Source organism: Stenotrophomonas sp. C3(2023) (assembly GCF_032911385.1).
Classification (GTDB): domain Bacteria; phylum Pseudomonadota; class Gammaproteobacteria; order Xanthomonadales; family Xanthomonadaceae; genus Stenotrophomonas.
The window spans coordinates 975393-1000085 of sequence record NZ_JAWJLO010000001.1 but is presented as its reverse complement, the minus strand read 5'-3'; the positions used below and the strand labels follow the sequence as shown (position 1 = coordinate 1000085).

The 24693-nt window shown below is 66.8% G+C and carries 24 protein-coding genes; 16 read left to right on the top strand and 8 right to left on the bottom strand.

All coding sequences use genetic code 11. The features are described 5' to 3' along the window. Positions 1–7 precede the first annotated feature (7 nt). Positions 8–343 (bottom strand): hydroxyisourate hydrolase, encoded by a 336-nt coding sequence (gene uraH, locus RZA67_RS04360; RefSeq protein ID WP_317211389.1) that lies wholly within the window; start codon positions 341–343, stop codon positions 8–10. A 399-nt stretch (positions 344–742) separates the two neighbouring features. On the opposite strand from uraH, the gene RZA67_RS04355 reads away from it, so the two are divergent. From RZA67_RS04355 to RZA67_RS04310, 10 genes are all read left to right on the top strand, one after another. Further along, the gene (locus tag RZA67_RS04355; protein ID WP_317211388.1) at positions 743–1174 is read left to right on the top strand and encodes a prepilin-type N-terminal cleavage/methylation domain-containing protein; all 432 of its coding nucleotides are present in this window, start codon (positions 743–745) and stop codon (positions 1172–1174) included. A 6-nt stretch (positions 1175–1180) separates the two neighbouring features. Further along, complete coding sequence (locus tag RZA67_RS04350; protein WP_317211386.1) at positions 1181–1717, top strand: prepilin-type N-terminal cleavage/methylation domain-containing protein; 537 nt, start codon at positions 1181–1183, stop codon at positions 1715–1717. Continuing rightward, on the top strand, positions 1701–2138 hold the full coding sequence (locus tag RZA67_RS04345) for a hypothetical protein (RefSeq protein WP_317211384.1): 438 nt from the start codon (positions 1701–1703) through the stop codon (positions 2136–2138). The genes RZA67_RS04350 and RZA67_RS04345 overlap by 17 nt, the downstream gene beginning before the upstream one ends. After that, entirely contained in the window at positions 2135–2842 is a 708-nt protein-coding gene (locus RZA67_RS04340; protein ID WP_317211383.1) for a hypothetical protein, read from the top strand. Before RZA67_RS04345 ends, RZA67_RS04340 begins: the two co-directional genes overlap by 4 nt. Positions 2843–2889: 47 nt before the next feature. Beyond that, the gene (locus RZA67_RS04335) at positions 2890–5202 is read left to right on the top strand and encodes a hypothetical protein (RefSeq protein ID WP_317211382.1); all 2313 of its coding nucleotides are present in this window, start codon (positions 2890–2892) and stop codon (positions 5200–5202) included. Between the two features lie 175 nt (positions 5203–5377). After that, positions 5378–6730, top strand: coding sequence for a TolC family protein (locus RZA67_RS04330; protein ID WP_317213806.1), 1353 nt, complete (start codon positions 5378–5380; stop codon positions 6728–6730). Further along, the gene (locus RZA67_RS04325) at positions 6723–7739 is read left to right on the top strand and encodes an efflux RND transporter periplasmic adaptor subunit (protein ID WP_317211381.1); all 1017 of its coding nucleotides are present in this window, start codon (positions 6723–6725) and stop codon (positions 7737–7739) included. Before RZA67_RS04330 ends, RZA67_RS04325 begins: the two co-directional genes overlap by 8 nt. After that, positions 7724–8896, top strand: a complete 1173-nt coding sequence (locus RZA67_RS04320) for an ABC transporter permease (protein ID WP_317211380.1) — start codon at positions 7724–7726, stop codon at positions 8894–8896. The genes RZA67_RS04325 and RZA67_RS04320 overlap by 16 nt, the downstream gene beginning before the upstream one ends. After that, positions 8896–10020: an ABC transporter permease gene (locus tag RZA67_RS04315; RefSeq protein ID WP_317213805.1), complete on the top strand. Its 1125-nt coding sequence runs from the start codon at positions 8896–8898 to the stop codon at positions 10018–10020. The genes RZA67_RS04320 and RZA67_RS04315 overlap by 1 nt, the downstream gene beginning before the upstream one ends. 32 nt (positions 10021–10052) lie before the next feature. Then, positions 10053–11111 (top strand): aminotransferase class I/II-fold pyridoxal phosphate-dependent enzyme, encoded by a 1059-nt coding sequence (locus RZA67_RS04310; protein WP_317211379.1) that lies wholly within the window; start codon positions 10053–10055, stop codon positions 11109–11111. A 143-nt stretch (positions 11112–11254) separates the two neighbouring features. Here RZA67_RS04310 and RZA67_RS04305 read toward each other — a convergent pair whose 3' ends face one another. Beyond that, positions 11255–12211 (bottom strand): alpha/beta hydrolase-fold protein, encoded by a 957-nt coding sequence (locus RZA67_RS04305; protein ID WP_317211378.1) that lies wholly within the window; start codon positions 12209–12211, stop codon positions 11255–11257. Between the two features lie 82 nt (positions 12212–12293). Then, positions 12294–12653: a glycine zipper 2TM domain-containing protein gene (locus RZA67_RS04300; RefSeq protein ID WP_317211377.1), complete on the bottom strand. Its 360-nt coding sequence runs from the start codon at positions 12651–12653 to the stop codon at positions 12294–12296. A gap of 140 nt (positions 12654–12793) precedes the next feature. Between RZA67_RS04300 and RZA67_RS04295 the strand changes: the two genes are divergently transcribed. Together RZA67_RS04295 and RZA67_RS04290 are read left to right on the top strand one after the other, a co-directional pair. Beyond that, the gene (locus RZA67_RS04295; RefSeq protein ID WP_317211376.1) at positions 12794–13186 is read left to right on the top strand and encodes a barstar family protein; all 393 of its coding nucleotides are present in this window, start codon (positions 12794–12796) and stop codon (positions 13184–13186) included. 91 nt (positions 13187–13277) lie between these two features. Next, positions 13278–15953, top strand: coding sequence for a UvrD-helicase domain-containing protein (locus RZA67_RS04290; protein WP_317211375.1), 2676 nt, complete (start codon positions 13278–13280; stop codon positions 15951–15953). A gap of 243 nt (positions 15954–16196) precedes the next feature. On the opposite strand, the gene RZA67_RS04285 is transcribed toward RZA67_RS04290, so the two are convergent. Beyond that, complete coding sequence (locus RZA67_RS04285; protein ID WP_317213803.1) at positions 16197–17231, bottom strand: methionine synthase; 1035 nt, start codon at positions 17229–17231, stop codon at positions 16197–16199. Positions 17232–17257: 26 nt separating this feature from the next. After that, entirely contained in the window at positions 17258–18241 is a 984-nt protein-coding gene (locus RZA67_RS04280; RefSeq protein WP_317211374.1) for a DUF1852 domain-containing protein, read from the bottom strand. 137 nt (positions 18242–18378) lie between these two features. Between RZA67_RS04280 and RZA67_RS04275 the strand changes: the two genes are divergently transcribed. From RZA67_RS04275 to RZA67_RS04265, 3 genes are read left to right on the top strand one after another with little or no spacing between them, the layout of a single operon-like run. Continuing rightward, positions 18379–19281: a LysR family transcriptional regulator gene (locus RZA67_RS04275; protein ID WP_317211373.1), complete on the top strand. Its 903-nt coding sequence runs from the start codon at positions 18379–18381 to the stop codon at positions 19279–19281. Beyond that, positions 19281–20162, top strand: a complete 882-nt coding sequence (locus RZA67_RS04270; protein ID WP_317211371.1) for a methylenetetrahydrofolate reductase — start codon at positions 19281–19283, stop codon at positions 20160–20162. Before RZA67_RS04275 ends, RZA67_RS04270 begins: the two co-directional genes overlap by 1 nt. A gap of 59 nt (positions 20163–20221) precedes the next feature. Continuing rightward, positions 20222–20689 (top strand): low affinity iron permease family protein, encoded by a 468-nt coding sequence (locus RZA67_RS04265; protein ID WP_317211370.1) that lies wholly within the window; start codon positions 20222–20224, stop codon positions 20687–20689. 66 nt (positions 20690–20755) lie between these two features. Here RZA67_RS04265 and RZA67_RS04260 read toward each other — a convergent pair whose 3' ends face one another. Together RZA67_RS04260 and RZA67_RS04255 are read right to left on the bottom strand one after the other, a co-directional pair. Next, positions 20756–21265, bottom strand: a complete 510-nt coding sequence (locus RZA67_RS04260) for a ferritin-like domain-containing protein (protein ID WP_317211369.1) — start codon at positions 21263–21265, stop codon at positions 20756–20758. 96 nt (positions 21266–21361) lie between these two features. After that, entirely contained in the window at positions 21362–22279 is a 918-nt protein-coding gene (locus RZA67_RS04255) for an NAD(P)/FAD-dependent oxidoreductase (protein ID WP_317211368.1), read from the bottom strand. Positions 22280–22444: 165 nt separating this feature from the next. Between RZA67_RS04255 and RZA67_RS04250 the strand changes: the two genes are divergently transcribed. Then, a complete protein-coding gene (locus RZA67_RS04250; protein ID WP_317211367.1) occupies positions 22445–24214 on the top strand; it encodes a YbhB/YbcL family Raf kinase inhibitor-like protein in 1770 nt (589 codons plus the stop codon). A 114-nt stretch (positions 24215–24328) separates the two neighbouring features. On the opposite strand, the gene RZA67_RS04245 is transcribed toward RZA67_RS04250, so the two are convergent. After that, positions 24329–24658, bottom strand: a complete 330-nt coding sequence (locus RZA67_RS04245) for a hypothetical protein (RefSeq protein WP_317211366.1) — start codon at positions 24656–24658, stop codon at positions 24329–24331. Between the last annotated feature and the right edge of the window lie 35 nt (positions 24659–24693).

Genomic DNA, 24693 nt, shown 5'->3' with positions numbered 1-24693 from the left:
CGCCGCCTCAACTGCCCCGATAGGTCGTATAGCCGAACGGACTCAGCAGCAGAGGCACGTGGTAATGCGGCAGCCTGCCGTCCACCCGCAGCACCAGCTGCACCACAGGATAGAAGGCATCCACATGCTGCTGCTGGTACCAGGCACCGGTCTGGAAGGTGACGCGGTACTCGCCCTGTTCCAGCGGCTGCGTCTGCGGATACAGCGCCTCGATGCGTCCGTCGTGATTGGTGACGCCGCTGCCGATCCGCTCCCACCGCCCGCCCGGCTGACGCCGTTCCAGTTCCACTTCGACGCCGACCGACGGCAAGCCCGTCTGCATGTCCAGCACGTGGACGCTCATCGGGTTGCGGGCGGGCGACTCCGCTGGCGCGGACCCGGGATTGGGCGCTGAGGCAGTTGCCACCCAAGGCAAGGCCACACCTGCCAGGACGGCAAAAAACGTGTTGCGCAGCTTTCGCATGGGACCTCCATCACAGTTCAGGAGGACCATGCTGGCGACGGGATGCGGCGAGAACCATCGGACGGGGCTCAACCGGGCTTCGACGGCGCCAGCGCCACGTGATGGAATTGTGAATGTAGCGTGATAGACTTCACATTATGGAACGCGGATGGGTCGACGCGTTCTCCTTGAAATCAATGTCTTGCATTGACGTCAGGTGCTTCGTTCGGTCGAAGGGAATCGATCCGACGCTCTTTCTCCGCCATCGAGCGGCGACAGGGTTCACGGGGAATCAGAACGATGCGCTCTACCGCAACCGCTGCTGGCCTGTCGCGTCACCCGCGTGGCTTCACCTTGATCGAAGTCATGGTCGTGGTGGCCATCGTGGCCATCCTCGCTGCCATCGCCCTGCCGGCGTACCAGAACCATGTGCTGCGGTCGAAGATCCGGCTTGCGCAGAGTGACCTGCTGGCACTGTCGGCCAACATCGAGAACTTCCGACAGCGCACCCTCGCCTACCCCGACGACCAGGACCAGGCCGAGCGCGGCTGGAGCCCTGCGTCGGCGGCCGATTTCAGTTTCACCTACGAAGCCACCAGCGCCGGCTACGCGCTCACTGCGACCGGCGGTGACACGTTGGGCAAGGCGGCCGGCTGCACGCTGCAGCTGGATGCGGCCAATCAGCGCACGGTCGGCAGTGCCTGCGGCACGGTAGGCGTGGACAGCTGGTAATCGGCGATGCCGCACCTGCCCCCCAACGTCGTTGTTTCCGCGCACCGACAGCGCGGTGTGACCCTGATCGAACTGATGATCGGGCTGCTCATCATGGTGCTGTTGCTGCTGGCGGCCCTGCCGTTCGGGGCGCGCTGGGTCGACGGCAACCGCCAGATGCATGCACGCAGCCTGCTCTGGGAGGGCGTGTCGCAGGCCCGTGCCGTCGCGCTGCGCAATCCCGCCGCACAGCGCATCGGCAGCCCCGCCGCGCGCCTGCAGCTGCGCGCCGGCCAGCTGGAGGTTCTTGTGCCCGGTGATACCACGCCGTTGTGGAGCACTGCGTTGCGCAGCGATGTCCGTCTCAAGCTGAGCGATGGCAATGGCTTCGCCGATGCCGCAGCCATGGCCGACAGCCCGTCCCCCGGCTTTGACTGCGTGAACTTCGACCCGGCCGGCATCCGCCTGCCCGGCGCCGAAGGCTGCAGCGACACCGACCCTGCGCTGGACCGCGTCGCGGTGGGCGTTTCCACCCAGGACCTGCTGTATGTCGATCTGCTCTGAGCGCAGCGTGCCGCGCCGTCGGCAACGTGGCGAGATGCTGCTGGAGGCGCTGGTGGCCGTGCTGATCACCGGGCTGATCGCCGGCGGCCTGGCGCATGTACAGGCACGGGTAATGGCCACCCAGCGCGCGACCAAGGTCGAACGCCTGGTGGTCACCCAGCTGCGTGACCGGATGCAGACCCATGGCACCACCCTGTGCAGCACCGACAGCGTGGAGCTGGCCTTGACCGATACGCTCACCCGCAGCGCCAGCGTGAGCTGCGGTGCAGTGGAACAGCTCAACGTCGGCGTGGCCGGCGTCACCGCCTCGGTCACCGCACCGTTGCGGGTCGACCTGGGTGTCACGGCGGCCGACCTCGAGCTCGACGGCGACAGCCCCGGTGAGCGCGCGGCCGACCTGCTGGTATCCAGCCACCAATGAAGCCGCCCGCCTCCCTCCACCTGCAGCGCGGCCAGAGTCTGGTCGGCATGATGATCGGCCTGCTGATCTCGCTGCTCACCATTGCCGCGATGCTGGTCACCTACCGCAACATCATCGAAGCCACCGGCAATGCGTCGCGCTCGGCTCTGCGCGACGGCCAGGTGGCCTCGGCCCTGCTGGCCGCACAGATCGAGATGCAGCAGGCCGGTTTCGGCATCCCCGCCACTGACACCTTGAACAGCCGCCTGCGCATTGACGAAGCAGGTCGTCGGCTGGTCTGGCGCTTCAAGCCGGCGCTGGACCAGGCCGACCAGTGCGCGGGCCTGCACCTGCTCGACCAGCCCAGCGGCACCCAGCGTCGCGGCCTGTATCGCCTGCCGCCGCGAAGCTGCACCAGCGCTGCCGGCGTGACCTGGGATGCCAGTGAGATGCAACCCATCGCCGCCGATGCGGCGTTCTTTGAACCCACACAGAAAGACGGCAGCGCTTATGCCGGCAACGACCGCGAGGTGGGTGCACTGACCCTCGCCCCTGCCGGCGCCGGCAGTGGCTACCGCTTCGTCGCCAGCAGCGCCAGCTGCATGCCGTTCCAGCAGCAGGACGACGTGCTGCAGAGCGGGCGTCGGGTCAGTCTGCGCCAGTCCAGCCAGGACGTCCTGTTCTCGGTCTGTCTGCCCAACCTGGTCGAGGTCGCCGCACCATGACCGCACGCCACGCTTCCACGCCGCCTCGTCGAGCCCGGGGAACAACGATGCCCAAGAACCGCTCCTGGTCGGCGCCATCGCGCCAACGCGGCATGGCCACGCTGTACATCGTCCTCGCCGTCGGTCTGGCGGTGTCGGTCACCGTGGCTGCCTCGTTCTACGCCCTGCGCGGCGACCAGCAGCGGCAGATCACCACGCACTCGGTCACTGCCGCACAGGCGGCGGCATGGCGCGGGGTGGAAGTGCTGCGCCGTTACCTGCTGGAAGTAGACCAGGCGACGCTCGCCAGCTGGGCAGATGGCAGCGGCGGACTGACCCTGCCTGCTGCGGTCAGCGGCATGGAAGCGCTGGGCATCGCCGACGGCGACGCCCGGTTGACCAGCATCGCCGGCAGCGGCAGCAGCTTCCAGATCGGTGCGCTGGTCACCGCGCAGGCCGGCAGTGGCAGCACGCTCACCCAGGCCACGGTGGAAGTGTTGTACGACCTCACCGCCGGGGGCAGCGGCGGCGGTGGCGGCCCCACCTGCGCGGTCATCCCGGCCGCACCGATGATCTTCAACGGCGACCTGGTGATCCGCGGCGGCTCCCTGTCGGTCAGCAACGCGAGCGGCTTCGAGCAGATCGCCGTCACCGGCAACATCGACCTGAGCAGTGCCAGCAGCGCGCGCATCTCCGGCTGCGCGAAAGGCAATGTCACCCTCAGCGGCGGCGGCATCGTCGCCGGCGGTCATCTGCACTCGCAGGGCGACATCACGGTGAGCAACATGTCCCCGCCGGACAACACCACGCTGTGGGGCCGCAACGTGACGGTCAACCAGCATGGCGGCACCTACAACGCGATCCAGGGCGGTGCCTACACCGCGAACGTTTTCGGCGACGGCCGGCTGATCGGGACCACCGAGGTCGGAGGGCACCTGCTGGCCGGTTCGGTCAGCGGTGGCCTGCCGTGGACGGTCGGCACCGTGGTACCGGCCACTGCCGGGCGCATCACCATCACCCTGGCCTCGGGCGACACCTGGCTGGTCGACCTGTCCAAAGGCGATGTCGACGCGGCCACCGGCAGCTTCACCCCGACCAGCGGCGCCGAGCATCTTGCTGGCCAGAGCACCACCGCCCTGCCCACCCCGCTGTCCTTCGCCGCCACCGGCATTGCCGGCGGGCGGGTCGGCGTCACCGATGCCACCACCCGGCTGATGTGGGGCCACACGGTGGTGGTTGCCGGCTGGAACGGCAGCTACGAACTGCTTTATGCCAACGGTGATCTGGACATGGTCAGCGGCCGCGTCGGTCGCCTGGTCGGCGGTCGCGACGTCATCGCACGCCAGGCCAACCAGTGGTCGAACTTCCCCAACATCGTCAGCGGCACCATCGCCAATGTGCTCCGTTACGGCAACGGCCAGCAGGTGCCCGCCGGCACCCAGGCCGCGCCCACCGGGCTGCGCCAGCAACAGACCGGCACCACCCCGGGCCTGCCGGGCATTCCGTTCTGCGACACCCGCGTCAACCGCATCGATGTCAGCAGCTACCGCGCTGCAGCCAACTACATCTTCGAGTGGGTCGACAACGCTCCGCAGCTGACCATCCAGAATGTGAGAGCGGCCAACGGCACCGCACTGGACGGCACCTACAACCTGGCCACCAGCGACGTACGTCGGCTTCCGGCCAATGGCGAGCGCTTCCTCGTCTGTGACTGGCAGGACGGCGGCCAGGACCGCGGTCACTGCTTCCGCAACAAGACCAGTTCGGGCGCGGCATGGAGCGTCACCGGCCTGACCGCCTTCCCGCGGGGTGTGGCATGGTTCGACAACGCAGTGTCGATCAACGGCATCCAGCTTGGCAGCAACGACGGCAGCCGTGCCCTGGTCAACACCCTGGTAGCCAGAGGCAACATCACCCTGACCACCGGCAGCAGCGACAAGGACCTGACCGCACCGAACTTCAGTACCCTCGGGCTGCTGTGCAGCGGCGCCTTCCGACCCACCAACCTGTGTGATACCACCGGCGCCAATCCGCAGTTCGCCAGCTGGGAAGACAGCAACGGGGTCACCCGTCGCGGCCTGCCCGTGGGCAACATGGCGGTGGTGGCCGAAGGTCTGGGGTCGCTCGGCGGCTGGAACATCCGCGGCAACGTGATCCTGGGCCGCGAGCTGAGCAACAACGCCAACGCTACGGTCATCCACGGCAGTCTCACCGTGGGCACCAACCAGAGCGGCAGTACCACCAGCATCAGCCAGGGCGGTGCCGAAGTGCATGTGCCGACCAACGAAGACCAGACCTACCTGCCCGGCATCTGCGAAGCGCCCACGCCGACGCCCGGCGGCCCGGCCTCGGCAAGCGTGCGCTGGAGCCGCTACCTGTAAATACCGCCGGGCGGCGCCCGTGGCAGGCCTGCCCGCTGCTGTCCAGCGCGCCGTCGCCACTGCGGCTTCACGTACTGCGCACTAGGCTTTGCCGACGTCTTTACCAAGGACCGGCGACGCCGTGACCGCCCCCCTGAAGTTCCGTCCTGTGCACGCGTGGCGCGCATGCAGTGTGATGCTGGCCGCCAGCCTCGCCATCAGCACCGCAGCCGCTGCACCGCCTGCACCCGCACCCGCACTGGAATGGGCACAGGCCCAGCAGCGCCTGCAGCAGGTGTCCGATGCCCTGCAGGCCGCCGATGCCTCGGTGCGCAACAAACAGGACCTGCAGGACGCCACCGCGCTGCTGCGACTGCCGGAAATCACCGGCGAAGTGCGCCGCATGCAGTTCCAGAAGACGCTCACCCTGCCGCTTGGCTCGCTCGCGCCGGTTGCCGAAGCGTTTGGCATCGGCTCGCCGCTGGAGTTCGTAGAACGGGACTGGCGTACCCGCCCGGTGGTCACCGCGGTGCTGCCGCTGTACACCGGTGGCGTCATACCTGCGGCACAACAGGCCGCCGCCGCGGCAACCGCGCAGGCCAGCGCCGAGCGCGACCTGCAGAAGCAGTCGCTTGACGTGCAGCTGGTGCAGGCCTACTTCGGCCAGCAGCTGGCCGAACAGGCGCTGGCGGTACGGGCCAACGTCCGCGACGGCCTGCAGCGCCACCTCGACGATGCCAGCAAGCTTGAACGCGAAGGCTTTGCCACCCGCGCCCAACGCCTGCAGGCCACGGTGGCGCGCGACAAGGCCGAGCGCGAGTATCAGAAGGCGCTCAACGATCTGTCCACGCTGCAGGCCGCCCTGTCCACCCTGTTGCGCAGCGGCGGCCAGGTGCGCGCCAGTTCGCCGCTGTTCGTGCACCGCATGGCACCGGGTGAGCTGGATGCCTTCGAGCGCGCCGCGCAGGGACGGCAGCCGCAGATCGCCCGCCTGCGCGCGTTGGTCGAGCAGGCCGAACAGGGCGTGCGTGTGCAGCAGGCCAAGCTCAAGCCACAGGTGTACCTGTTCGGCCAGTACGATTTCCGCCGCCGCGACGAACTGCTCAACGACCCCGACTGGGCCTTCGGCATCGGGCTGAAGTACACCTTCCTCTCGCCCAGTTCGCGCCCGGCGCAGATCAGTGCCGCACGTGCACAGCAGGAGCAGGCCGAAGCCGGCCTGCGCGAAGCACAGAACCAGGTCAGCCTGGGGGTGCGCAAGGCCTGGAACGAGCTGCACAGTGCGCGCCAGCAGTATCTGCTGCTGGCCAGCAGCATCAGCCAGAGCGAAGAGAACCTGCGTCTGCAGGAGCTGGCATATCGTGAGGGCCAGGCGACCTCGCTGGATGTCATTGACGCGCGCCTGTCGCTGGGCGCCGCCCAGGTGGAGCGCGCACAGGCCGCCTACCAGTACGACGTGGCATTGGCGCAGTTGTTGGAGATCAGTGGACAGATGGACCGTTTCGACGAATTCCGGCGGCGTGCCGACGAGGTGATCACCCATGACTGACCGTCTGCAATCGCCTGACGATGTGCCACCGCCGCGTCGGCGTCGGCTCGGGCTGCTGTTGCTGGCCGCACTGGCGGTGGTGGTCGCACTGGGCCTGTGGCTGGCCTGGCGCACGCCTGACGATCAGCTGCAGGGCATGGCCGAGGCGGACACCGTCAATGTATCGGCCAAGATCACCGCGCGGCTGGCCGAGCTGAAGGTCAGCGAAGGCGAGCGCGTCAGTGCCGGCCAGGTACTGTTCGTGCTCGACAGCCCCGAGGTGAACGCCAAGGAACAGCAGGCGCAGGGCGCGCTGCAGGCGGCACAGGCGGTGGCCGACAAGGCAGTGGCCGGTGCGCGCAGCGAAGAAATACGCGCCGCCGAGGCCAACTGGCGCCGCGCCGAGGCCGGGGCCGAACTGGCCGAGTCCACGTACCAGCGTGTGCAGAATCTGTTCGCCGAGGGGGTGATGACCCGGCAGAAGCGTGATGAAGCCCTGGCCCAGGCACGCAGTTCGCGCGAGCTGGCCAAGGCCGCGCGCGCGCAGTACGACATGGCCCAGGCGGGCGCGCGCGAACAGGACCAGCGGGCGGCACAGGGCCAGGTGGAACAGGCACGCGGTGCGGTGGCCGAGGTCGATGCCGCACGCGAGGAGGTCAATGGCCGCGCACCACTGGACGGTGAAGTGAACAAGCGCATGGCCGATATCGGCGAACTTGTGCCGGCCGGCTATCCGGTGCTGACCCTGGTGGATATCAACCGCATGTGGGTGGGCGTGAATCTGCGCGAGTCGCAGATGCACGGCCTGCAGGTCGGCCAGCGCGTGCGCGGCACCGTGCCTGCACTGGACGCACAGATCGAGCTGGAGGTGTATTTCATCAATCCCGCTGGCGACTACGCGACCTGGCGCAGCACACGTCAATCGTCCGGCTATGATGTGCGCAGCTTTGAAGTGCGCCTGCGTCCGGTGACGGCAATCAAAGGCTTCCGTCCCGGCATGAGTGTGCTGCTGCCGTGGCCGCAGGACTGACGCGCCGACATGGCAGCGCCGCAGCTGCAGCGCTGCGGCGCGAGCTGCACCATCTGCGTGGCGACCGCGGTGACCGCCTGCTGATCACGCTGGTGCCGCTGCTGATGCTGGCCGTGATGGCCTGGCTGTTCTCCGCATCGGTCATGCGCGAGGTCCCCATCGCCGTGGTCGACCTGGACAACAGTGCACAGAGCCGGCAGCTGGCGCGCATGCTTGATGCGAGCGCCGGGGTGAGCGTGGCCAGCCAACCGGCCACGCTGCAGCAGGCACAGCAACAGCTGCGCCGACTGGAGGTATTCGCCGTGGTGCTGGTGCCACGGGATGCCACCCGCCAGGCACTGCGCGGCCAGCAGGCCACGGTGTTTTCGTTCTACAACGCCACCTACCTCACCACCGGTCAATCGGCCGCGCGCGATATCGCCGACGCAGTGGCCGCATGGAATGCGCGTCTGCTCGCCGAACGCATCGGTCTGCAGGTCGGGCCGGGGCGGCTGCGCGCCGCGCCCATCGCCGTGCAATCGGACATCCTCTACAACCCGGCACGCAGCTACGAGCTGTTTCTGCTGCCGTTGATCTTCCCTGCCCTGCTCTCTCTGCTGACCGCGCTGGCCTGCGCCTGCGCAGTGGGGCGCGAAGTCCGCGATGGCACCGTGCGCCGCTGGCTGGGCCATGCACCGTGGGCGGCGCTGCTCGGCAAGCTGCTGCCCTATATCGTGGCGGGCTCGCTGTGGAGCCTGCTGGGCCTGTTTTACGTGTCCTTTGTGCGGGGTGACGGTGTGGCCGGCAGCCTGGTGCTGCTGGTGTTGGCCCAACCCCTGCTGCACGCGGCCAGCGCGGCCTATGCCGTGCTGTTCGTCGGGCTCACCCGTGACATGGGCACGGCCTTGTCCACCGTGGGCCTGACCCTGGGTACCGCGCTGGCTTTCTCCGGCGCCACCTTCCCGGTCATCGACGCGCCGTTGTTCACCCGGGTCTGGAACCTGCTGTTGCCGCTCACCGCCTATGTGAAGCTGCAGACCCAGCAGTTGTTCGTCGGTGCACCCTGGAATGTTTCGTTGTGGCCGCTGCTCACGCTGCTGCTGATGGTCGCGGTAGCCTGCGCGGTTGGCGGGTGGCGGCTGATGCGCAGCTCTCCAGCTCCTGCGGGGGCGCCATGATCGCGCGTATTTTCAGCAGCCTGCGCGCCACCATCGGTGCCGTGCTCGGTGACCGCTATGCCGTGGTGCTGATGATCGGCGCCGTGGTGCTGTACTCGTTCTTCTATCCGGCCGCCTACCGTCATCAGGTGGCCGGCAACCTGCCGTTGCTGGTGGTGGATCTGGACCACAGCGCCACCAGCCGCGAACTGCTGCGACGGCTCGACGGCCTGCGTGCCGCGCGGGTGGTCGGCCAGCCGCCGGACCTGGCCAGCGCGCGCGCCACGCTTGAACAGGGTCAGGCAGAGGGCATCCTGCTCATTCCGGCCCATCTGGAACGCGACATCCTGCGTGGCCGCGCCGGGCAGCTGGTGCTGCTCGGCAATGGCGCCTATCTCGGGCGGGCCAGCTGGGTGCTCAGCGGCGTAGCCGACGCGCTGACCGCCTTCGCCCGCGAGGCCGCAGTCACCCAGTCGGCCTTCATGGGGCCGCCGCAGGCACCACCGGTGACTTTGGTGCAGCGACCGCTGTTCAACACCGCCGAAGGCTACGGCAGTGCCATCGTGCCCGGCGTGGCCGAACTGATCGTGCACCAGACCCTGCTGATGGGCATCGGTGTGCTGCTGGGCACGCGCCGGTTGGCACTGGGTCGGCGGCTGCGCTTCGACCTGCCCGCATTGCTCGGCATGGCGCTGGGCTTTGGCGCCATCGGCCTGCTCGGCCTGCTCTACTATGCCGGCTTCACCGCGTGGGTGCAGGACTACCCGCGCGGCGGCAACCCATGGGGCCAGCTGCTCGGTGGCAGTCTTTTCATTGCCGCCACGGTCTGCTTCGGGTTGTTCATCGGCAGCTTCCTGGCCAGCCGCGAGCGCGCCTTCCAGTACGTCATTGCCAGCTCCATCCCCTTGTTTTTCCTGGCCAACCTGTCCTGGCCAGCGGTCAGTTCGCCACCGCTGCTGGTCGTGTTGTCGCAGCTGCTGCCAAGCACGGCGGGCATCAATGTGATGGTGCGCCTGAACCAGATGGACGCCCGCCTGGCCGACGTTGCCCCGCAACTGTGGACGCTGGCAGGGCTGGTGCTGCTCTACGGCGCGCTGGCGGCATGGCGGCTGCGCGACATGCCGCGGACGGCTGCGCTAGATTGATCGGCTCCACAGCAGAAGCGAGCGCGCGCGCAATGAACTTTGGCAGTGACAACCAGGCTGGCGTTTCAGCCCCGATCCTGGCCGCGATCACCGAGGCCTGCGCCAGCGGCGTGGCCAGCAGCTACGGCAACGACGTGTGGTGCCAGCGCGCAGAGCAGCAGCTGGCGGACTGGTTCGGGCAGCCGGTGCGCGCGTTCTTCCTCACTACGGGTACCGCCGCCAACTGTCTTTCGCTCTCTGCGCTGGCGCAGCCATGGCAGGCGGTGATCTGTCACGCCCAGGCCCATCTGGCCACCGATGAATCCAGTGCGCCGGAGTTCTTCACCGGCGGCGCGCGTCTGCTGCCGGTGCCAACGGCCAGTGGCAAGCTGCTGGCCGAGGATCTTGAGCGCACGCTGGCGCACCTGCCCAGTGCACCCCCGCATACCCTGTCAGCCGCTGCCGTGAGCATCACCCAGTCCGCCGAGAACGGCCTGGTGTACAGCGTTGACGAGGTCAGTGCCTTGAGCACGCTGGCCCATCAGCACGGCCTGCACCTGCACATGGACGGCGCACGGCTGGCCAACGCGATCGCCGCGCTGGGCTGCTCGCCGGCCCGTATCACCGCGCAGGCCGGGGTTGATGTGCTCTCGCTGGGCGCGTCCAAGAGCGGCGCGCTCAACGCCGAGGCCGTCGTGTTCTTCAACCTGGAACTGGCCCGTCACTTCGAGCACCGCGTCAAGCGGGCCGGTCACATGGCGTCCAAGAGCCGCCTGCTCGGCGCGCAGTTCTGTGCCTGGCTGCAGAACGACCACGGTGTAGCCATGGCCGCCCACGCAAACGCCATCGCGCAACAGCTGGCCCAGGTGCTGCAGGGGCACCCTTCCATCCGCCTGGCTTGGCCGGTACAGGCCAGCCAGGTCTTCGCGGTGATGCCGGCGGCCCTGCTTGCGCAGCTCAACGAGGCAGGCGTGCAGTGCTACGACTGGTACCCCTCCAGCCTGGCGCCTGGCTTTGAACTGCACGAAGGTGAACTGCCGGTGCGCTTTGTCGCCTCGTGGGCCTCCACTGCCGCCGATGTGCAGGCCGTAGCAGCGCTGCTGCAGCGATGAGCGCGCGCGACCAACCGCCGCGGCTCCGGTAGGTGACGACCGTTGGTCGTCACGCACTTGCTGCTCGTGGATGCCCTCAGCCCTTCGCTGCTCCGGTAGGTGACGACCGTTGGTCGTCACGCACTTGCTGCCCGTGGCAGCCCTCAGCCCTTCGGCACACCCAGCAGATACTTCAAGCCGTGCATGAAACCGCGCGGTGCCACACTCAGGTGGTCCTCGTCGTTGAAGACGTCCAGCTTCATCTGCAACGAGGGCAACGGCCGCGACTGCAGCGACGCGGCCATTGCCCGGGTATCGGCCACCATGTCCACGCTCATGCCGTGCTGCGGACTTTCGTACTCGCCCACATACAGATAGACCTTCGCCGCCAGGTCAGCGCGTCGCAACGCCTGGGCTTGCTCCTGCCTGAGCAGCACCTTGTCGTCATACCAGTACGACGGGCTGCCCAGCACGTAGCCAGAGAACAACGCGGGCTGCTCCAGCAGAATCTGCGTGCCCAGCAGTGACCCGTAGGAATGGCCCAGGAACAGTCGGCGCGTCTCGTCACTGCGGTAGCGCGACGCTACGAAGGGCAGCAGCTGGTCACGCAGATACGCGGTGTACTGCCTGCTCTGTCCGTGTACGGCCTGGGACGAGCCGCCCGTGCCCGCCGGTGTCGGCGTGTAATCGCGCCGTCGACTGGTGACCCCATCCTCGCCAAGTGCGTAGGACAACCCGACCAGAATGAAGTCCTCGATGGCAGGCCCCTCACCGTTCAAGCGCCGGGCCATCTGCCGGATCAGCGGAAACGCATAGTCGGCATCGGTCACGTACAGCACCGGGTAGTGCCTGTCGGGCTGATCCGCATAGCTGGCAGGCAGGACCACGAATATCTGGTAATCGCGGCCGCTGGCCGGGTCCGGGACATTCCACACCTCGCTGCCAACCACCTCGTAGGGCGTGCCACCACCGCGCTGACCGCCCAGAGGGGTGGCAGCCGCCGGCGTGGAGACCGCAATGCGCTGGTTATTGGCTGCACCGACGCCGTGGTGGACGACGCTGCCTGTGCTGCAGCCGCCCAACGCAAGCGCGGCTGCCCATATTGATATCTTCCTGATCACTGCTTGCTCCAAGGGCGCGTGCGCACATGATGGCGACCATCATAGCGACACGCGCCCTCGCGGCAATGCAGAGGCCCGGGGATCAGCGGCGACGAACGCAGCGACGCTCTACCACGCGGTCGCCGCTTTTCTGCTGGTGATTACCCTGGATCTGTCGGCCAGCCGCGCCGCCGGCAACAGCACCGGCAACAGTTGCCAGCTTGCGACCGTTACCGCCGCCCACCTGATTGCCCAGCAGCCCACCCACGACCGCACCGGTAGCCGTACCGGTCACGCGGTTGGGATCACGGCTGTTGCGCTGGACTTCCACGTTCTCGCAGACAACCCGGGTGCCATCATTGAAGCGTCGGCCCTCGTCCTGCGGCCCGTAGGTCTGGGCGGTTGCCAGCCCGGCACTGCCCAGCAGGGCGACGGCAACAAACAATGGAATCGACTTTTTCATCGGTGGCTCCTGTCTCATGCTTTGTGGCCTCAGTGTTTGCCTTGCGGCGGCAAGCACGGGTGAAAACACGTGCAAGGCAGATGAAGCCCCCGCCATGCGTTCAGGTTGGCGTTGGTCGTCGCGCAGCGCGATGATGGGGCATGACAACCGTATTCACTCTCGACGGGCGCGCCGTCGTTGACATCACCAGCTTCTACGCGCAGCTCAACCAGCTCTTCATGCAACAGGAAACATGGCAGCTGGGTGCCAGCCTCGACGCGCTTGATGACCTGCTGCATGCAGGCCACGGCGCGCTGGCGGGCATCGACCACGCCACCCTGCTCTGGCAGCACAGCGCCGCCAGCGCCCGGGCACTGGGCGTGGAGACCACCGCACAGTGGCTGCGCGCCAAGCTGGCCCAACCAGCGGTATTCAACACCGAAAACATCCAGCGGCAGCTGCAGACGCTGCTCGAGCACGGCGGCCCAACCTATTTCGAGCGCATTGTGCAGGTGTTCGCCGACCACACGCGCGTGACGCTGCAACTGGCCTGACCCGAAGTCCAGCGCTGGCCTATCATGGTCGCCCCGCTCGGGCGGGCAGCGGCCCGGCGCCGCGTTCCATGGCAACCGGCACAACGCAACAATGGCAGATGAGTGGTACCCCTCCAGCTGGGGGCGGCTGCTGACCCGCAGCCCACATTGGTGGCTCAGGCTCGATGGCATCCAGGCCGAACTGGGTGTGGACGGCGAACGTGTGCCGTTCCAGCTCGTCCACGACCGGCAACTGCAGGTGGTGCGCGGTCCGGCGTGGTCATCGCTGCAGGTGCATTTCGATGATGGCCGTTCACTGGCGCTGGGCGGCCTGCCCGCCGCCCAAGGTCGGCATCTGCGGGACGTTCTGCACGACCTGCGCCTGCCGCCCATGCCTTCACCGGGCGCACTTCCCTTCGAGCAACTGCATACGCAGCTACGCCAGTGGCTGCGCGACGCTGCCGGTCTGCTCGAGTCAGGTGGCGCAGAGCGCCGCTGGATCACCACGCAGCAGCAGGCGCGGCTGCTTGCACGACGCCAGGCACTGCTGGACCAGGCGCCCGCACTGGAGGCGCTGTTTGCGCGCTTCGGCGACGACGACGCGCAGCGGGACCTGCACGACTGGAATCTGGACTGGCCCAGCGAATGGGCGCAGGGAAACCAGCAGATGGCCGCTGAGGAGCGCGCGCTGGCAGCGGAGTTCTTTGCGCGGGTCGAACGTCGCCCCTTGACCGACGAGCAGGTGCAGGCGGTGGTCTGCTTCGACAACCGCGTGCAGCTGGTGGCCGCAGCGGGCTCAGGCAAGACCTCCACGCTGGTGGCCAAGGCGGCCTACGCGATCCAGCGCGGCTTCGTCACGCCGGCGCAGGTGCTGATGCTGGCCTTCAACAAGGATGCCGCCAACGAGCTGCAGGCGCGCAGCACGCAGGCGTTAGAGCGGCTGGAGATGGAGGGTGTGCAGATCCAGGCCCGCACCTTCCACGCTCTGGGCCTGCAGATCATCAGCGAGGCCAGTGGCCACCGGCCGCACGTGCCTGGCTGGGCCATCGACGCCGCCGCCGGCATCGAGCGTCTGGCCGAACTGGTGGATGACCTCAAGGACCGGTCCGTGGCGTTCCGCACACAGTGGGACATGTTCCGGCTGGTCTTTGGCCGCGACCTGCCGCCGCTGGAAGCGCCCTTGCCTGCCGAAGGTCACGACCGCGACGGCCGGCCGTGGGTGGGCACGCTGCAGGGCGAGCGCATGCGCTGTACCGAACAGCGGGTGATCGCCGACTGGCTGTTCTACAACGGCGTGGATTACCAGTACCGTGAGGCGGTGCAGCTGCGCACCGCCGATGACACCGTGCACGCCGAGGCGGCCGAGTTCCACTATCCGCAGGCCGGCCTGCGCCACCAGCATCGGGCGCGCGGCGAAACCATCGCGCGCGCGCATGGCGGTGTACTGCAGACCACCTCGGCGCAGCTGCGCGATGGTCAGGCGCTGCAGCTGCTGGCCGACAGGCTGGACGAGCACGGGATCGCGCTTGACCCGAACCCCGACCGCGAGTTGCCCGCGCAGGCTGCCGCACCCATGCCGGATGAAGAGCTGGTCGGGCTGATGCGCAGCTTCATCGCCCATGCCAAGAGCAACGCGATGGACCTCGACGCCATGGCCGCGCGGCTGCGGCAGCTGCCCGAGGACCGGTTCAAGGAACGCTACCGGCGCTTCCTGCAGTTGGCCGCCCCGGTCATGCAGGCGTGGGATGACGCGCTGCATGCCTGCGGCGGCATTGATTTCGAGGACATGCTCAACCGCGCCGCCGACCTGATCGAGCAGGGGCATTATCGCTCGCCCTACCAGCTGGTGATGGCCGACGAGTTCCAGGACGCCTCGCGGGCCCGCGCGCGCCTGTGTGATGCGTTGGCGGCACCGCCCGGTCGCCACCTGTTCGTGGTCGGCGACGACTGGCAGTCGATCAACCGGTTTGCCGGCGCCGACCTGTCGGTGATGGCGGGCTTCTTCGACGACGGGAGGACCGGACAGCGCCTGCATCTGCAGCAGACCTTCCGATGCCCGCAGACGCTGTGCGATGTCTCCAGCCGCTTCATCAGCCGCAACCCTGCCCAGCTGCCCAAGCAGGTCCGCTCGCTGGCTGCCGAACACGTACCGGTGCTGCAGGCCGTGCAGGCCGGCAACCGCGAGCAGCTGGGTGCGGTGATTGCCGCGCATCTGGCCGACCTGCATCGGCAACTGCTGGCGGGGCAGCGCAGTGCACGCGATGGTGGCAAGCTGCAGGTGTTCGTGCTGGGTCGTTACAACAGCGACCGCAGCCTGTTGCCGGACGATTGGCAGGCGCGCTTCGGCCAGAGCATGCAGGTGCAGTTCCTGACCATCCACCGCAGCAAGGGGTGCGAAGCCGATCACGTGATCATCCCCGCCCTGCTCGAGCGGCGCTTTCCGAATCTGCGCGCCGATGATCCAGTACTTGCACTGGCCATGCCCGAAGGCGATACCTTCCCGCTGGCCGAAGAACGCCGCCTGTTCTACGTCGCGCTCACCCGCGCGCGACAGAGCGTGGCGCTGTTCACCGTACAGGGGCGGCACTCGCCGTTCCTCGACGAGCTGGTACGCGATGGTGCCGTGCAGGTTACCCGTGGCGATGGCAAGCCGGTGGTGGAGCAGCGCTGTCCGGCCTGCGGCACCGGTGTGCTGGTCCATCGGCAGAGCCAGTACGGCCCGTTCGTCGGCTGCTCCAGCTACCCGCGCTGCGAATACAAACCCCGCACCCCGGCCCTGCTCCGGTAGGTGACGACCGTTGGTCGTCACACTCCCAGGCCACCGACCAGACCAGAGCAAGAGCGTGACGACCAACGGTCGTCACCTACCCAAAGCAAAAGCAAGCTGCTCTGCCCCGATAGGTGACGACCGTTGGTCGTCACGCTTCCAGGCCACCGACCAGGCCAAAGCAAGAGCGTGACGACCTACGGTCGTCACTTAACTAAAGCAAGTTCACCCTGCCCTGCCGCGGTAGGTGACGACCGTTGGTCGTCACGCCCCTTGGGCAAGTTCGGCGCGTACCAGCGCAGCGCCTGCACTCAGGGCCGCGAGCTTTCCTCGCGCTACCTCGCGCGACAGCGGTGCCATGCCGCAGTTCGTCGCGGGATACAGCTTGTCCGTATCAACAAAGCGCAGCGCCCTGCGCAGGGTCGCGGCCACTGCCTCCGGCGTCTCCACCTCATCGCTCGCCACATCAATGGCACCCACCATCACCTTCTTGCCACGCACCAGCTCGATCAGATCGATCGGCACCTGCGAGTTGTGGCACTCCAGCGAAATGATGTCGATGCTGGAACGCTGCAGTTTCGGAAACGACTGCTCATACTGCCGCCACTCCGCACCAAGCGTCTGTTTCCAGTCTGTGTTGGCCTTGATCCCGTACCCATAGCAGATATGTACGGCGGTCTCGCATTTCAGCCCTTCCACCGCACGCTCCAGCGCGGCAATGCCCCAATCGTTCACCTCATCGAAGAACACGTTGAACGCGGGTTCGTCGAACTGGATGATATCCACCCCGGCTGCCTCCAGCTCGCGCGCCTCCTCGTTGAGGATGCGGGCAAACTCCCACGCCAGCTTCTCCCGGCTCCGATAGTGCGCGTCGAAGAGCGTGTCGATCATCGTCATCGGGCCCGGCAGGGCCCACTTGATCGGTTGTGCGGTCTGCGCGCGCAGGAACCGGGCATCGTCCACGAACACAGCGTTGGGGCGATCCACCGCACCCACCACCGTGGGTACGCTGGCCTCGTAGCGGTCGCGGATTCTCACGGTACGGCGCCTGTCGAAGTCAACGCCGCCGAGATGTTCGATGAAGGTGGTCACGAAGTGCTGCCGCGTCTGCTCACCATCACTGACGATATCGATGCCAGCCTGCTGCTGTTCCTGCAACGCGATCCGCAACGCATCCTGCCGTCCCTCGGCAAGTGCTTCGCCTTGCAGTTTCCAGGGCGACCAGAGCTGCCCAGGCGTAGCAAGCCAGCCCGGCTTGGGCAGACTGCCCGCGGTTGAGGTGGGTAGCAGAGGTGTCATGGTCCGGTTCCGTTTGTCCTTGCTGGTCACAGCGCGCACCCGGCCGCCCACTGGGCAAGCTGACGCTGGTAGGGCTTGATGAAGTGTTCCTCGGTGAACCGACCCTGCTTGACCGCCAGCTCGCTGCGCTCGCGCCGGTCATACTCGATGCGGGTGGTCGAAAAATCCTGATGGGTCAGGCTGGGCTGGTAAACATGGCCAGCTGCTGCGTTGGCGTTGTAAATCTCCGGCCGATAGATGCGCTGGAAACTCTCCATCGTACTGATGGTGCCGATCAGCTCCAGGTCGGTGTAATCGCCGAGCAGGTCGCCGATGAAGTAGAACGCCAGCGGTGCAACGCTGTTGGGCGGCATGAAAAAGCGCACCTGCATGCCCATTCTGGCGAAGTATTCGTCGGTGGACGAGAATGCATCCTGCTGGTACTCGATGCCCAGCACGGGGTGCTGGTTGCCCGTGCGATGGTAGGTGCGGGCCGTTGAAACGCTGATGCAGATGACCGGCGGCTTGGCGAAGCTGGCGGTGTAGGCCGGCGACCGGATGAAGTGCTTGAACAGCTTGCCGTGCAGCTCGCCAAAATCGGCCGGCGTGCTGAAGCCGGCCTTGTCGCGGTTGTGACCTGGCAGCACGACACTGAAGTCGTAATCGCGAACATAGGAGGAGAAGTTGTTGCCCACGATACCGTCGATGCGTTCCCCGGTGCGACGGTCGGTTATCTCGGTACTGAGCACCTCGATCAGCGGAAATGCCTCCTCATCAATGCCGTGCTCAACCGTCAGCGCGGCCGAAATGATCTCCAGACCCACCGCGTAGCGGTCGCGCCGGGGATTATCCCAGTGCGCCAGATCGTTGAAACGGTTGTCGATCATCCGCAGCGTGTTGCGCAGGTTCTGCTGGCGGTGTTCGCCGCGTGCCAGGTTGGCGAAATTGGTGGTGACACGGGTATTGTCCGCCGGGCAGTAGTGCTCATCGAAACGCTGGCGGGTGAGGCTGAAGGTAAACGCTGGGCTCATGGTTCAAAGGCCTGTGATACGGAATGATCGACCCGACGCGTCGGCACGCGGCAAGGCTTTGACCTTCGATCCTAGGCGGCCGCAACAATGACGTAAAATGGTTATATTTCACCATTCCATGAATCTGGCTCATACCGATGCTTGAGCGCATCCACCTCACCATTGTCAAGCAGGTCGAGCAGCAGGGCTCGCTTACCGCCGCTGCAGGCGTGCTCAACCTGACCCAGTCGGCGCTGAGCCACAGCATGAAAAAGCTGGAGCAGCAACTGGGCACGGCGGTGTGGCTGCGCGAGGGGCGCAGCCTGCGGCTGACGCAGGCCGGCCATTACCTGCTGGCGGTAGCCAATCGCGTGCTGCCGCAGCTGGACCTGGCTGAAACGCGCCTGCAGCAGTTCGCCCAGGGCGAACGTGGCGAACTGCGCATCGGCATGGAATGCCATCCCTGCTACCAATGGCTGCTCAAGCTGGTCTCGCCCTATCTGGCACGCTGGCCGGACGTGGATGTGGACGTGAAGCAGAAGTTCCAGTTCGGCGGCATCGGTGCGTTGTTCGGCTATGAAATCGATCTGCTGGTCACGCCCGATCCCCTGTTCAAGCCGGGGCTGCAGTTCGAGCCAGTGTTCGATTACGAGCAGGTACTGGTGGTGGCAAGCAACCACGCCTTGGCGAACGCGGCCTACGTGAAGCCCACGCAGCTCACCCGCGAGGTACTCATCAGCTACCCGGTCGATCTGGAGCGGCTGGACATCTACAGCCAGTTTCTACTGCCGGCGGGTGTCACGCCGCGCCGCCACAAGGCCATCGAGACCACCGACATCATGATGCAGATGGTGGCCAGCGGTCGCGGTGTGGCCGCCATGCCGCGCTGGCTGGTCGACGAGTACGCGGCGCGGATGGCGGTGGTGCCGGTGCGGCTGGGCGCGCGCGGCATCCAGAAGCAGATCTTCCTGGGTGCGCGCGAGGCCGACACCGGCATCGATTATCTGCGCGCTTTCATCGAACTCGCCCGTTCGCCCGCAATGGTCGCAGCGGCACAGTGATGGAGGCAATCGACAACGGCGTGGGCGCACGGGCCCGTACCTCCGCTATCGGCAGCGACTGGTCGATGGAGATCAGTGCGCGTGATCTGCCACGTCTGGCTGCGGTCGCGCACCGCATTGCGCCGGGCACGCGCGTTTCCATTCCGTGGCTGCCGGGCCAGAGCGACGCGCAGCGGTTGGCAGCTGCACAGGCCGTGCAGCAGCTCGGCTTCCTGCCGATGCCCCATCTCGCAGCGCGGCGTGTGACCTCGCTCGATGTCCTGCACCGGTTCGTCGAGCAGGCCACCGGTACCGCCGGCGTCGAGGCCTTCCTGCTCATCGCGGGGGACGCCGGCCAGCCGCTGGGTCCATTCACCGACAGCCATGCTCTGATCGAGACAGGTGTGTTCGAGCGGCACGGGGTGCGGACGCTGGGTGTTGCCGGCCACCCACGCCAGCACCCGGCCATGGACAGCGCTGAGCAGTGGGCAGTGCTTCAACGCAAGTGCAGCAGTATCCAGAGCCGTGGCATGACGCCGACGATCTTCACCCAGTTCGATTTCGACGCGGAACTCGTGCTGGCCTGGCTGCGTGCGCTGCGCGAACGTGGCCTCGCCCATCCAGTACGGATTGGTGTGCCCGGCCCGGCAACCATGGCCGCACTTCTGCGCTATGCGGCGCTGTGCGGTGTGAGCGCCAGCAGTGCCATTCTGGCGCGCTACGGCGTCTCACTGGGCAGACTGCTGGACAGGACAGGACCGGATCGTTTTGTTGCGCAGGTGGGTGCACAGACTGCGCAGATGCAGGGCAGCGTACATCTGCATTTCTTTCCGTTCGGCGGCATCGCACCCTGCCTGACCTGGATCGAGCAGCACCTTGACGTGGCAGCTCCGCGACGTTGACGGCACGGGCGCAGCGCGGCCGCTAGGCTGGGACGCAGTTTCAGTGCACAGGAGCAACCATGCCCGCCCCATCATTTGCGCGCATCGCCGCCATCACCGCACGCGCGTCAGGCAGTCTCGGCGCCTTCGTTGCGGCGTTGCTGGTTGTGCTGGTCTGGGCCAGCAGTGGACCGTTCTTCCAGTTCAACGACACCTGGCAGCTGGTCATCAATACACTGACCACCATCGTGACCTTCCTGATGGTGTTCCTGATCCAGCACACACAGAACGGCGATACCGCCGCCCTGCACATCAAACTCGACGAGCTGATCCGGGTGAGCAAGGGCGCCAACCAGGAACTGCTGAACCTTGAGTCGATGGACCCGGCGCACCTGGAGGAGATCCGCCAGCGCTACGAGGCGCTGGCCAGAACCGCAGCCGACCTCAAGTCGAAAAAAGAACGCTGCATGCCGTGTGCTGCTACGCCGGACCATGCCGATGAGGTTGCGGCTGCGCCAATGCCGCCTGATGCCAGATCGAAGGTCTGAGCTGCTGGAACCAGGCAGCATTGAACGCGCGGACAGGCCGGCGCCTGCTCGCGCGAGGTCGCCGCGTTACTTCTTCGCTTCCACGCCCGGGGTGGCGTCACGTACCAGGAACTCTTCGGTGACTTCCGGCAAGTGCGCGGCCAGCCAATCGGCCATCGCTTCTTCCTGCACCAGTATCTGTTCGCATACACGTGCGGTCTCCGCGTCGCCAGCGGTCCTGGCGGCAGCGATCAGCGCGGTGTAGGAGGCAATCTCGAACTGCTCGAACACATAGCCGGCCATGGCGCCCTTGACGATCTCATCGGAGGCGGTCATGCCGCCAACGGCCTGGCCGAAGGCTGCCATCTTGCCCATGACGTCCTTGAACGTCGAAGGCGAGCCGCCAAGACGCGTGATGCAGCCCTCGAGCAGCTCGCGCTGTCCGATGGTTTCCTGGATGTGTTCTTCGATACGCGCTTTGAGCACAGGGTAATGTTCGATGCGCGAGGCCTGTCCCTTCAGCATGGTCTCGGCCTGCTGCTCCATCGCGTGCGCATCGCGCAGCCAGTCCAGCAGGTTTTCTTTGATTTCCGCCATGGGAAGCTCCGTTGGTGAATGGACGTCCACCGTATCGGCGCGCGCATGCGCGGGGAGCGATGCCTTCGTGAAGGTCTGGCGAACGCGTGTGCCCGCTCAGTCAAGCAGGCCCAGCAACGAGCGGTGCGCGGCCACGCCGGCGAGCGCACCTTCGCCGATGGCCAAGGCGATGTTGCCCGCAAACCGCGCGGCGTCGCCGCAGGCGAACACTCCCTCCACCGTGGTCTGCTTGGCCGAGTCAGTGCTGATGCAACCGGCGGCTTCGGTTTCACAACCCAGCTGCTGCGCCATCGGCGCCGACAGTGTCGTAGTCGGGTGCAGGAACAGCGCACGCAGCGCCACGCTGCGCCCGTCGGCAAGCTCGGCGCAGGCTTCGCCGGTCACGCCCACCAGCGCAGAACGCTGCAGCTGAGCACCCACGTCCTTCAGCTGTTCTGCCAACGCATCCAGTGCTCGCGCATCGCGATCATTGCGGTGGAACACGGTAATCGTGCCCCACTGCGACAGCGCCTTGGCATGCGCCACTGCGTCCTCATCGGGGCCCACGAGCAATCCGAGCGGTCCACCGCAGATCTCGTAGCCGTGGCAATACGGGCAATGCAGCACCGTTTTTCCCCAGCGCTGCGCCAGTCCCGGAAGATCGGGCAGCTGGTCGACCACGCCGTGTGCCAGAATCAGCCGTCTGGCCGCCACCTGCGCACCTGAGTCACACCGCACTCTGAAGCCGCCGCCGGTCATCGCTTCTGCTGCGATGGCCTCATCGCTGAGCCAATGCACGCCCTCATAAGCATCGAGCTGCCGCCGCGCGGTTGCCAGCAGCGCATCGGGCGCACAGCCATCCCAGCCCAGGCAGCCATGCGCCCGCTCGGCCGTGCGATTGCGCGGCCGCCCCTGATCGATGATCGTGACCGATCGGCAGGCACGCGCCAGCTGCAGCGCAGCCGACATGCCGGCAAAACTGCCGCCGATCACAGCCACGTCCACGCGGGCCGGCGTTGCTGTGGTGGAAACCATCTGCACCTCTTGATGAAAGCGTCGGTGAAACGCCTTTCTGGCCGCTGTAGCGGCACAGGCGCGTCAACGCGGACGACCGCATCACTGACATTGTGCATGCAGTTTGTTCGCGGCACCTTGATCTGGCCGCGCACACGCTGACTGCCCAACCTGCGAGGCCGCTCCATGTCCCGATCAGCCCTGCTGCTCCTTCTGCTGACGCCCTGCTTCGGCCAAGCCCAACAGGGCGACGGAACCGATGTGCAGGCCAACGTGCATACGTTCAAACCGGCCAGGGTCGAGGCCAGCCCGCAGCGCATGGCCGCACTCAAGGTGCCGGACGGCTTCCAGGTACGGCCGCTGGTCCAGGGCCTGCAGAACCCGCGCATCATCGCGGTGGCACCGGACGGGCGCATCTATGTCTCCCGCCGCGACCAGGGGGACGTGCTGCTGCTGGAGGACGCCAACGAGGATGGCAATCTGGATCGCGCGCCCAAGGTGGTGTTTTCCCGTCCGGGCGCGCATGGCCTGGCCATCGCCAACGGACAGCTCTATGTGGCCACCGCCACCGAGGTGTACCGCGCGCCGATGCGCCCGGATGGCACGCTGGGGCCAGCCGAGCGGATCATCAACGACCTGCCCGACGGCGGCCAGCACCCCAACCGCACCCTCGCCTTCGGCCCCGACGGCATGCTCTACATCAGCGTCGGTTCGTCCTGCAATGCCTGCAACGAAACCAATCCCGAGCATGCCGCGCTGCTGCGCGCAACGCCCGATGGCAAGAGCCGCTCCATCTTCGCCAGCGGTCTTCGCAACACGATCGGTTTCGCATGGGACCCGAGCACCGGTGAACTGTGGGGCATGGACCACGGCATCGACTACCTTGGCAACGACGAGCAGCCCGAAGAGCTCAACCGCATCGAGAAAGGCAGGCAGTACGGCTGGCCGCATATCTGGGGCAAGGACGGGGTGAACCCGCAGAGCACCCCGCCTGGCCAGATCACCAAACAGCAATGGGCAGCGATGAGCGAGCCCATGGTGCTGGGCTACACCGCCCATGCCGCGCCGATGCAGCTGGTGTTCTACACCGGCATGCAGTTTCCGGCTACTTACCGGGGCGATGCCTTCGTGACCATGCGCGGCTCGTGGAACCGCAAGCCGGCCTCCGGCTACGAAGTGGTCCGCGTGCGCTTTGACAACGGCAGGCCAGTAGCCTTTGAGCCGTTCCTGAGCGGTTTTCTGGTCGACAATGGACGCGCCCACATCGCGCGGCCGGTCGGCCTGGCAATCACCATGGGCGGCGCACTGCTGGTGGGCGACGATGCCAACGGGGTCATCTACCGGGTCAGCCATGGCGCAGCGCCAGCCTCGGCCGTACCCGCACCGGCCGTACCCGATGATGTGCTGAAGGCGCAGGTGACCCGGGGCAATGGCGTGCCACTGGTGCGCGAACGCATCGGCCCGGCAGCTGCGCTGCAGGTGAGCTCACCCGCGTTCCGCAGCGGTCAGCCGCTGTCGCCCCGCTTCAGCGCTTACCACGACAATGCCTCGCCGGCGCTGACCTGGGCCACCGTACCCGGTGCCCGCTCCTACGTGCTGATCATGGAAGACCCGAACGCGGCCAACGTCAAACCGTTCGTGCACTGGGTGGCGTACAACATCCCCGCTGACACGCTCGGACTGCCTGAAGGTCTTCCCGTCGACCCGCGTCTGCTGAAGCCCGAGGGCATGCTGCAGGGAAGCAACAGCCGCGGCTCGGTCGGCTATTTCGGTCCCAGGCCCCCGGTGGGCGACCCTCCGCACCCGTATCACTTCCAGCTGCTGGCGCTGGACACGGTGCTGGACCTGAAGCCTGGCGCCACCCGTGATGAGGTGCTGGACGCCGCCAAAGGCCACATCCTTGCGGTAGGCGAAACCATCGGCACCTACCAGCAGACCGACGCCCCGCTGAAGTAGCGCGCCTCAGCGCCATGCCTTGGGTAGGTGACGACCGTTGGTCGTCACAGCCCTTCGGTCAGATCAACGCAAACCCCGCCGCGCTTTGTTCCGGCGCCGCCCCCACGGTCGGCGTCACGCAGCCTCGTCATCCGACAGCGCAGCAAACCATGCCGCATACGGCGTGTTCTTCACCATATGACGGTTGTAGTCCGGCGCGCCATCGGTCCACCACACCGGGCCGCGCTCGCCCAACCCCTTCTTCGCACGGTCCACGGCCTTGCGGGCCGCGACCATCGCCTCCGCGTCGCCCGAGGCCTTGGCGTCCTTTACCGCCCGGCGCGCATCCATCAGCTCATTGACCAAGTGCTGTCTCATCGCTTCGGAAAGTTCGGGATTGGACGTGCGCCACAGACGGGCCCGCACTATGAGGTAACGGCGATCTGGAGTGAGAAGAGCAGGCATGCACCGACGATAGCGCGATGCCGGTGAGCGTCGCG

Excerpts from the sequence above, each read along its gene's own strand:
- RZA67_RS04355 (WP_317211388.1), top strand. The coding sequence starts at position 743 with ATGCGCTCTACCGCAACCGCTGCTGGCCTGTCGCGTCACCCGCGTGGC.
- RZA67_RS04330 (WP_317213806.1), top strand. The coding sequence starts at position 5,378 with ATGCTGGCCGCCAGCCTCGCCATCAGCACCGCAGCCGCTGCACCGCCT.
- RZA67_RS04245 (WP_317211366.1), bottom strand. The coding sequence starts at position 24,658 with ATGCCTGCTCTTCTCACTCCAGATCGCCGTTACCTCATAGTGCGGGCC.
- RZA67_RS04255 (WP_317211368.1), bottom strand. The coding sequence starts at position 22,279 with ATGGTTTCCACCACAGCAACGCCGGCCCGCGTGGACGTGGCTGTGATC.
- RZA67_RS04325 (WP_317211381.1), top strand. The coding sequence starts at position 6,723 with ATGACTGACCGTCTGCAATCGCCTGACGATGTGCCACCGCCGCGTCGG.
- RZA67_RS04265 (WP_317211370.1), top strand. The coding sequence starts at position 20,222 with ATGCCCGCCCCATCATTTGCGCGCATCGCCGCCATCACCGCACGCGCG.
- RZA67_RS04275 (WP_317211373.1), top strand. The coding sequence starts at position 18,379 with ATGCTTGAGCGCATCCACCTCACCATTGTCAAGCAGGTCGAGCAGCAG.
- RZA67_RS04335 (WP_317211382.1), top strand. The coding sequence starts at position 2,890 with ATGCCCAAGAACCGCTCCTGGTCGGCGCCATCGCGCCAACGCGGCATG.
- RZA67_RS04345 (WP_317211384.1), top strand. The coding sequence starts at position 1,701 with ATGTCGATCTGCTCTGAGCGCAGCGTGCCGCGCCGTCGGCAACGTGGC.
- RZA67_RS04270 (WP_317211371.1), top strand. The coding sequence starts at position 19,281 with ATGGAGGCAATCGACAACGGCGTGGGCGCACGGGCCCGTACCTCCGCT.
- uraH (WP_317211389.1), bottom strand. The coding sequence starts at position 343 with ATGAGCGTCCACGTGCTGGACATGCAGACGGGCTTGCCGTCGGTCGGC.
- RZA67_RS04290 (WP_317211375.1), top strand. The coding sequence starts at position 13,278 with ATGGCAGATGAGTGGTACCCCTCCAGCTGGGGGCGGCTGCTGACCCGC.
- RZA67_RS04260 (WP_317211369.1), bottom strand. The coding sequence starts at position 21,265 with ATGGCGGAAATCAAAGAAAACCTGCTGGACTGGCTGCGCGATGCGCAC.
- RZA67_RS04285 (WP_317213803.1), bottom strand. The coding sequence starts at position 17,231 with ATGACACCTCTGCTACCCACCTCAACCGCGGGCAGTCTGCCCAAGCCG.
- RZA67_RS04350 (WP_317211386.1), top strand. The coding sequence starts at position 1,181 with ATGCCGCACCTGCCCCCCAACGTCGTTGTTTCCGCGCACCGACAGCGC.
- RZA67_RS04295 (WP_317211376.1), top strand. The coding sequence starts at position 12,794 with ATGACAACCGTATTCACTCTCGACGGGCGCGCCGTCGTTGACATCACC.
- RZA67_RS04310 (WP_317211379.1), top strand. The coding sequence starts at position 10,053 with ATGAACTTTGGCAGTGACAACCAGGCTGGCGTTTCAGCCCCGATCCTG.
- RZA67_RS04340 (WP_317211383.1), top strand. The coding sequence starts at position 2,135 with ATGAAGCCGCCCGCCTCCCTCCACCTGCAGCGCGGCCAGAGTCTGGTC.
- RZA67_RS04300 (WP_317211377.1), bottom strand. The coding sequence starts at position 12,653 with ATGAAAAAGTCGATTCCATTGTTTGTTGCCGTCGCCCTGCTGGGCAGT.
- RZA67_RS04280 (WP_317211374.1), bottom strand. The coding sequence starts at position 18,241 with ATGAGCCCAGCGTTTACCTTCAGCCTCACCCGCCAGCGTTTCGATGAG.
- RZA67_RS04250 (WP_317211367.1), top strand. The coding sequence starts at position 22,445 with ATGTCCCGATCAGCCCTGCTGCTCCTTCTGCTGACGCCCTGCTTCGGC.